Source organism: Microcystis sp. BLCC-F209, from assembly GCF_041928595.1.
GTDB lineage: Bacteria > Cyanobacteriota > Cyanobacteriia > Cyanobacteriales > Microcystaceae > Microcystis.
In genome coordinates this window covers 1-5,167 of record NZ_JBHFLL010000282.1, presented here as the reverse complement: position 1 = coordinate 5,167, position 5,167 = coordinate 1, and the positions used below count along the sequence as shown (strand labels likewise).

The window sequence follows — 5,167 nt, the reverse complement described above, 5'->3', positions numbered from 1 at the left end:
AAATCCTTATCTGGCAAGAGACTTAATTGATTAGTTCGCTCTAGATCAAAAACAATTGACAAAAATCGCCAAATGTCTTTCTCTATAAGAGTTTCATTCTTTATAATCCTGTACGTTGCATAAGACAAACCGAAGAACCATTATTGTTCAATCTTGGCATTGATTAGGATACATAATTGATACTTTTGGTAAAATTTACTAACTATAAAACCAATCATGTAAGAAACTATCAGTATAGACCTCGTTTCCACACAGAAACCAGAAGAGCCAATAAATTTCCGCAGTAACAAATATTGTCTAATGATCTGACCAGCTTATTGAAAAGTAATTTAATATCTTATAATTGTATCTAGGGATTTTTTAGAAGATGAAGCAATGGGAATTTTAAAAAAAATTTCAATTTCATCTGGTCGTAAATAGCGACAGCTTTGTGGAACTCTAAAATTTACAATTTGTGATCTTAACTCTTCAAGCTTTATAGGTGCCGAGAAGGTTATAATTTCCTTCAATACCAAGCAATGTCCTGATGAAATACCGTCATAATAGTTCATAAATTCCTCATAAGATATACATCCTTCTTTCCCTTTTAATTTCCATAAATTTTCTACTGTATCATTAATGATCTCATCAATAATAAATTTTCCTACTAAGGCTTTTTGTGGAGATGAAGAATATATAAAAACTTGATCTCCCTTTTTGATAGATGAGTACATTGATCGGCGAAATTCTGCCGTTTTTTCTCCTTTTAATATTTTCTCAACGTATTTGGGTTTAATCGACATTAGAATAGTTTTATGTAACATAGAATGTTCTCTTAATTTAAAATTTGCATACCCTTATTATACAATGTTTCAAATTCTGATCTAGAAATTTTATAAGGAGAGGGAAATGTGACTTTGTTATTGAGTATTTGCTGAATACTCTGTAGAGGGATTGGTGATTTAAGCAATTCTGTATAGCTAAAACGAATGGCCATGATTGTATTATCAATATTATTTTTGGCAATTTTTAAAATTTGCTCAAAATCGTAGACTCCTAACCGCCTAAATTGACGATATAATTCTTTGGGGATTCCAATAATAATTTCATCGATTTTGGAACAAGCTCTTAAACTTTGAGTACCTATATACTTTGGATCATCACTAATATACCAGAGAACACGACTAGGAGCAGATAATCCACCAGAGTTACGAACAGAACGATAGTAAACGGCTTCACAATTAAACGCTAAATCTTTTCTTGCTCCAAATATTGTTTGATTAGCTAATTCCGAATCAAATAAGTCTACCGCCCATTTAGCTTGAATTGGAATAATAAAACTAGGAATCTCTGCATCAAAGATTTTACAAGGATGAAACAATCGTTCAATATAAGTTGCTGTATTCCTATCATTTATAGAACTATCTTGTAAAATCTCTATAGGTTTGGATAAAATATTTGTATTAAAAATTGATTCTGAGTTTAACCCATTTAACTTTTTAGTTAATTGTAGAGTTGTTCCTGAAAAAACTAAGTGATGTTTTATCCATTCTTCCCCATCTTGAACAAATAGAGTATCTTGAATAGATTGAATAATATCTTTGTCAAGGTACTGATCAGTAATTCTTGTTGATAATCTTTCTTTGTTGGATGCTTCTAAAATAAATATTGAGAGCAAATGTAATATAATTGCTTTTCTCATTTTACCAATATTATTATTGACACGAAGCAAAGGAATTGTTAATTGATTTTTTTCTGACCAATCATACACAAATAGTGCTATATAATTACTACTTAATTGTTTGTTATTAGCATGATCTAAGACAACAAAACAATTAAACTCATTTGGACTGGCCAGAAATCCTTGTAAATAATTTTTAAACTCATTTTTTTTCTCCCTTTGTCCTGACATTAGAAATTGTTCCAATAACTGCTTTTGTTCTCCTTCTTTTATCAGTCGTTTTTCTATAGTAGTTCCTGCGAGGCGTACAGGTTGATATTCAGATGTTCTCAATAAGTTATCTAGTTTTATAATTAAGTCTGTAGGACATAAAATTTGAATTGAAAACTTATCATAAAGTATAGATTCTAGCTCAAGTAACTTTGTATCTCGTGTAACGAAAATCTCTGACTCAGAAGCAATAGCTCTTGCCAATTGTCTTAAATCAGATTTATCCTGATCTGTTTGTGGTGTAGAACAGATTTTAAGAAGTTCTAAATGCACTGGGTCAAATTCTGAATGAGAGCAAGAAACTTTGCAAAATTTACTGGCGTATTCTTGAGCTTTACGTCTACAATTATCATCTTTCTTGCGATTGATTTCATTATTAATTTCTTCAGTTAAAAATATTTCAATTTCTTCCTGTAGCCAATCTGAAAGCAAATAATTAGATTCTTGACATTCGCTATCATAATAGGGATCTGTCATGAAGTCAAAGAAAATATTGGCATCAATAACAACTTGAATCTTAGACTTGTTTTTTTCCTCGATTAGCTCTTTGATTAATGGAGGGATTGTATGCTCTAAATCCCAAGTTGTCAATAAATGTCCTTCTGCACTTTTTCCGGGTTTTTCCGATTTGGCAATAAATCCAAAACTTGACCACATTGAACTCAAGTTATAATCCATGCGACAATCAAAAACAATTCCATAAAGTTGCTGTTTTTGGGTTTTGTCAATCAGGTGTTCAACTAATTGTCTGGCAACACCTTTTCTTCTAAAATTTTCATCAGTACATAAATGTATTATATGTGCTTTGTTAGTCTTTTGCTTAATTCTATACATTAAATATCCAACACATTTTTGGTCTAGACTAATGGCCGCTAAGATATGTCCTTTATCTGCATGATCTATAAATCCACCTTCAGGCATAAAACCCAAAGTCTTAGAGTTTTTACGACCCAACTCTTGTATTTTTTTTAAATATGTTGATCCATTTTCAATTGCAATAATTTCAACTTTCATAAAGAAATATAAAATTAAAATGTTGATTATTTATGAGTTGACTAAATTACTATATAAACATAGTAATTTAGCCTAATTTTTCTGCTAATTCTAACCAGCGATCGGTTAAATTATCAATTTTTTGACTCAATTGAGCTAATTCTTCGGTCAGCGCGGTTATTTTGGTAAAATCTTCTAGGGGTTCTCCATAAAGTACCTGTTCAATTTCAGCTTTTTTTGCTTCTAAAATTGGTATTTGTTTTTCGATGTCTTCGTATTCTTTTTTCTCTTTAAAAGAGATTTTCTTATTGACGGGTGACGGAGAAGCTTTAACAGTTTTTGGGGTGACTCTTTTTTCTTTGGGTTCCTCCTCCTCTTTTTTCTGATCGAGATAAAGGGAATAATTACCCGGATATTGACGGATATTACCCCCGGTTTCAAAGGAAAAAATAGTATCAACTACTCGATCGAGAAAATAGCGATCATGGGAAACAACAATCACACAACCGTTAAAGTCCTCTAAATATTCTTCTAAAATTGCTAAAGTCTGCACATCGAGATCATTGGTGGGTTCATCTAAGATTAAAACATTAGGCGCACTCATCAAAACTCGTAGTAAAAATAAGCGTCTTCTTTCCCCTCCAGAAAGTTTATAAATTGGTGCATACTGTTGATCGGGAGGAAAGAGAAATTTTTCTAACATCTGGGAAGCGGTGATGACGCTGCCGTCTAGGGTTTTGACTAATTCGGCCACACTTTTCAGATATTCGATTACTCTTTGATTTTCGTTAATATTGAGATCATCGGATTGTTGATCGAAGTAACCAATATGAATAGTGGAACCGATGTCAACTGTGCCTGAATCGGGGAGAATTTTCCCGGTAATAATATCCATGAGAGTAGATTTTCCTACCCCATTACTGCCAATAATACCGATGCGATCTTCGGGAGTAAAAATATAGGTAAAATCTTTAATTAAAGTGCGATCTCCGTAAGCTTTCGAGATCTTTTCTACTTCAATAACTTTTTTGCCGATGCGTCTTCCTGCGGTGGCAATATCGACTTTTCCCTCCACCTGTTTAAATTCCTTATTACCCATTGCCTGAATGCGATCAATCCGCGCTTTTTGTTTGGTACTGCGCGCTTTTGGTCCCCGGGATAACCATTCTAATTCCCGTCGCAAAACTCCCGCGTGTTTGCGTTGACTACTGGCGATCGATTCTTCCGCTAAGGCTTTTTTTTCTAGATAATAGGCATAATTACCAGAATAAGTAGATAAGTCTCCCCGATCGATTTCAATGATGCGATTAGTCACTCGATCGAGAAAATAGCGATCGTGAGTAATTAATAATAATCCTCCCCGAAAACGGGACAAATAACTCTGTAACCACTCCACGGAAAGCGCGTCTAAATGGTTGGTGGGTTCATCCATCAATAAACAGTCAGGATCGGCTAAAAGTGCGGTAGCGATGGCGATTCTTTTGCGATATCCCCCCGATAAATCTCCCACGCGAGCATTAAAATTATCGATACCCAGTTTACTTAAAATAACTTTAGCATTGGTTTCTAAATCCCAGGCGGCAAGTTTATCAATTTGTTGCGAAACCCTTGACAAACGCTCCATAATAGTATCCAGATTTTCTGGCTCATGGACAAGGCGATCGGACAATTCCTCGTATTCCTTAATTAAAGTCATACTTTCGCCACTATCGGCGAAAACCTGCTCTAAAACCGTTTTATCGTCGTCTAGCTCCGGTTGCTGGGGTAAATAGACGATTTTCATCCCGGAATTGATTTGAATTTCGCCACCATCGATCGATTCTAAACCGGCGATCATTTTCAATAGGGTCGATTTTCCCGATCCATTCGTACCGATCAGGCCGACTTTATCGCGATCATCGAGGCTAAAACTGGCATCTTTGAGAATTTCCTTGATACCGAAGTCTTTTTTGAGCGATCGAACCGTCAGCAGTGTCATGATTTCTGGGAATAATCCTTCTTTTCTAGTTTGACATACTCCCACCGTCAAGCTATGCTGTGACGGGGGATTCTTTCTACATTGTTGTTAGAAATTCCGGCGTTCCTGATTTGAGGTATGAATCTTCGGCTCTCTTAGGTTTGGTGGGCAAAATGTATTCTAAGATACATTCTTCCTAGCGAGCGAGTGGAAGGAACCACAAAGACACAAAGGACACAAAGATTGATCGATCCTATATAAGTTAAACTTATCACACAGAACCTAGA

General features: G+C 34.7%; 3 protein-coding genes. All 3 read right to left on the bottom strand.

What is annotated here, in order from left to right; all coding sequences use genetic code 11:
- Positions 1-329 precede the first annotated feature (329 nt).
- Complete coding sequence (locus ACE1AQ_RS17975; protein WP_002750544.1) at positions 330-803, bottom strand: ASCH domain-containing protein; 474 nt, start codon at positions 801-803, stop codon at positions 330-332.
- 11 nt (positions 804-814) lie between these two features.
- Positions 815-2,944 (bottom strand): GNAT family N-acetyltransferase, encoded by a 2,130-nt coding sequence (locus ACE1AQ_RS17970; RefSeq protein WP_110543225.1) that lies wholly within the window; start codon positions 2,942-2,944, stop codon positions 815-817.
- 67 nt (positions 2,945-3,011) lie between these two features.
- On the bottom strand, positions 3,012-4,901 hold the full coding sequence (locus ACE1AQ_RS17965) for an ABC-F family ATP-binding cassette domain-containing protein (protein WP_110543223.1): 1,890 nt from the start codon (positions 4,899-4,901) through the stop codon (positions 3,012-3,014).
- Positions 4,902-5,167: the final 266 nt, after the last annotated feature.

Excerpts from the sequence above, each read along its gene's own strand:
- ACE1AQ_RS17975 (WP_002750544.1), bottom strand. The coding sequence starts at position 803 with ATGTTACATAAAACTATTCTAATGTCGATTAAACCCAAATACGTTGAG.
- ACE1AQ_RS17970 (WP_110543225.1), bottom strand. The coding sequence starts at position 2,944 with ATGAAAGTTGAAATTATTGCAATTGAAAATGGATCAACATATTTAAAA.
- ACE1AQ_RS17965 (WP_110543223.1), bottom strand. The coding sequence starts at position 4,901 with ATGACACTGCTGACGGTTCGATCGCTCAAAAAAGACTTCGGTATCAAG.